At 70.1% G+C, this 2,987-nt stretch carries 2 protein-coding genes; both read right to left on the reverse strand.

The genetic code is table 11. From position 1 onward, the window contains the following. Window positions 1–145: 145 nt before the first annotated feature. Window positions 146–1,195: a spore coat U domain-containing protein gene (locus DBR34_RS19710; RefSeq protein ID WP_128098039.1), complete on the reverse strand. Its 1,050-nt coding sequence runs from the start codon at window positions 1,193–1,195 to the stop codon at window positions 146–148. Then, window positions 1,192–2,987 (reverse strand): fimbria/pilus outer membrane usher protein (locus DBR34_RS19715; RefSeq protein ID WP_258224166.1); only part of this gene is annotated, 1,796 nt, incomplete at its 5' end. The genes DBR34_RS19715 and DBR34_RS19710, both read right to left, overlap by 4 nt.

Consider the following 2,987-nt stretch of genomic DNA (forward strand, 5'->3'; position numbering starts at 1 on the left):
GTGGCGGACGATCCGGCGGCACACAGGGCCAGCAGGCTGGCCAAAGCGAAGGAGGGCGATCGCGGGGGCATCGAACATCGCACGGCGGGGGATGCGACCGTTAACGGCCGTGATCGCAGCCGCTTGAGTAGATGTGCCGACTAGTTCAATAGGTGATGGTGACGGTGATCACGTCGTTATAGCTGCCCTGGGCGGGAACCGCGCCCGTGGTGGGCGGGGCCCGCCCGTACACCGTGAGCGTCTGCGCCGCGCCGTTGCCGGTACCGGACCGGGTGTCGATGTTGAGGGTGTTGCCCCAGCGCTGCGAGCGTGCCGGGTCGCGGTACAGCTCGTAGGGGATGTAGTAGACGCTGCTGTCCGGTGCGGTGAAACGCATGCGCCGGGTGGTGCCCTGCGCGCTCAGCCCGTTGTCCAGGCCGATGCTGTAGGCGGTGCGGTTGATGCAGGTCAGGCCGATGGTGGAGGTGCGGTCCAGGTTGGCGGTGATCGCGCCGGCATTGCTGCCGAAATCCATGTCGGTGGTGATGTAGGTGCTGCATTGGGGCAGCACATTGGCGCTGACCGTGAACGGGAAGGCGCTGTCGGCGGTCTTGTGGCCGCTGACGCCGCTGGCCGTGGTGCACAGCGCCGGCGGCTGCGCGGTGCCGATGATGCTCTCGTTGTAGGCGTATTCCAGGCTCACGTTGGCCGCGGTGAAATTGCTCGCGAAGCTGCCGGCCGACAGCACCTGCGCGGCCGGCACCTGCCCGTACAGCGTGATTGTCTGGGCGCCGCTGCCGCCGGTGAGCAAGGGAACGGCGTAACTGAGGGTGACCACCGCGGCGGGCGGCGTCCCACCCGGCACCGTGCCCCACACGGTGGTGCGCCCCGCATTGGTATACAGCTGGAAGGCCATCGGGTCGGCGCTGGCGTTGGTCATGCTGCGGGTCGGCAGCAGGGTGCTGCCAGTGCTGCCGGTGCCGATCTTCAGGCAGGCGCGCACGCTGGCGCTGCCGAGGATGCTCAGCGCGGCGGTGGTGCAGGTGATGGTGAAGCTGGTCATGGCGTTGGTCGCGGTGGCCGCGCCATTGGTGACGGTGCCGAACGCCAGTGCGGTGGGCGCGGTGGCGGTGCAGGTGGTATCGGCGCGCGCCGGGGCGACAAGGCAGGCCAGTGCCAGTCCCAGCAGCAGGGCGATCAACCGCACGGTGTTCATCGCGCCGGTACCGGCAGGCAGCGCAGCGGGCCGATCCGCGTGGTGCCGGGCGAGGTGGGGGCCACCACCGGGGCCAGCCGCACGCTGCAGCGGCCGTCGGGCAGCTGCACCTGCAGGTCGGCCGGCAACGCCACGTCTTCCAGGTAGGTTTCGCCGTCGTAGCCCACCGTGGCGGTACGCCCGCCGGGCAGCATCACGGTGCTGCCCACCGGCAGCGGCACGCCGGCAGCGTCCTGCAGCAGCACGCTCCAGGCCAGGGTGCGGCGCAGGCCGAAGTCCACGCCCAGCCCGGCGCTCTGGCGCGGGGTGACCCAGGCGTCCACGCGGTCGGCGCGCATGTCCGCGGGCAGGTCCAGGGTGTCGATCGAGAGCCGGTTGCGCTGCCAGGACAGCAGCGAGGTCACCAGCAGCAGGCCGTTGCGGTCGGTGCTGCCGATCAGGCGGTTTTCCAGCCGCACCGGGATGCCGGGATGGCCGTCGGTGGAGACCAGCGCGAACGCATCGGACACTTCGCGCGCCGCGAACAGGTGCCCGCCCATCCACACCAGGCTGCCACTGGCGCTGGCATAGCCGTAGTCGAAATCGCCCTGCCGCGAGTAGCCCAGCGCGTAACGGCCCACCCGGTTGAGCCAGCCCAGCTCGGCCAGCCCGCCGGCGCCGTCGTCGCCACCGCGTGCCTGCACGCGCCAGCCAACCCCGCCCTGGCTGCCATCGCCCGGCACCGGTTGGGACAGATCGGCCACGTAGGTCATGCGCTCGCCGTTGCGCTGCGCCGACACGCTGCTCTGGCGGTTGCGACCCAGCGCGGCCGACACCGACAGGTAGGCGCTGCGGTCGTCGCTGTCGGACAGGTTCTGGTTGAACGACAGGTAGGCCGACCAGCGTTCGCCGAAGCTGCGCGACCAGAACAGGCTGGCGTAACGGTTGTCATCGCCGTCGGGATAGCGCAACCGCAGGTAGCTGGCGCTGAGCGAGCCGGCGCGCTCCAGGTTGATGCCCACGGTGGCCTGTTCGCTGATGTCCGGCGGCAGTGTGTTCTGCAGCGCGCCCAGGTCGCGGTAGTCGCCATGGCTGCGCCGGGTGAGCAGGTTGAGGTTGAAGTGCCGGTTGTTCCAGCTGTACCCCAGCGAGTACTGGCCGCCCTGCAGGCCATCCATGCGGCTGTGCGCGTAGGCGGCGTTGAGCACCCCGGCGCCGCCGAGCAGCCACCAGCCACCGGCACCGCCATTGAGCACTCCGCCGCCGCCTTCCAGATGCGCCTCGGCGGTGAAGCTGTCGCTGGCACCGTGGCGCCAGGTCGCGCTGCCGATCACCGGCGATTCGTAGCCGAACGAGCGGATGCCGTAGTCGCGGCGCATCCGGCCCACACCCGCCGACCAGTCCGACAACCCCTTGGCCAGTAGCTGCTGGGCGCCGTAGAACGCGAAGTCCAGGGTCTGCATGCGGCCGAACGCGTCGGTGATGACCACCTGGGCGTTGCCGGTGCCGCTGATGCCCGGTTGCGCGGCCAGCTGGAACGGGCCGACCGGGACCTCGCCGTTGTACTGGCGCAGGCCGTCCACATACAGCTCCACATTGGAGGGCACCACTGCCTCGCCGAGGAAGGTCGGGGTGGGGGTCAGCACGCGATAGGGTTGCAGGCCGTAGTTGCGTCCGACCTGTACGCCGCCCACGCGCACCGGTCGGCTCCAGTCGACGAAGCCGCTGTAGAAGTCGCCCACGGTCAGGGTGACGGCCGTATCGGGGAAATCCAGTCGCCATGCGGTATCCAGGCGCACGCTTTCCCCCCGCC

The organism is Stenotrophomonas sp. HMWF003 (assembly GCF_003061285.1).
GTDB classification, from domain to species: domain Bacteria; phylum Pseudomonadota; class Gammaproteobacteria; order Xanthomonadales; family Xanthomonadaceae; genus Stenotrophomonas; species Stenotrophomonas maltophilia_AP.

What these genes read in the sequence shown, in the direction of transcription:
- DBR34_RS19710 (WP_128098039.1), bottom strand. Translation starts at nt 1,195, where the DNA reads ATGAACACCGTGCGGTTGATCGCCCTGCTGCTGGGACTGGCACTGGCC.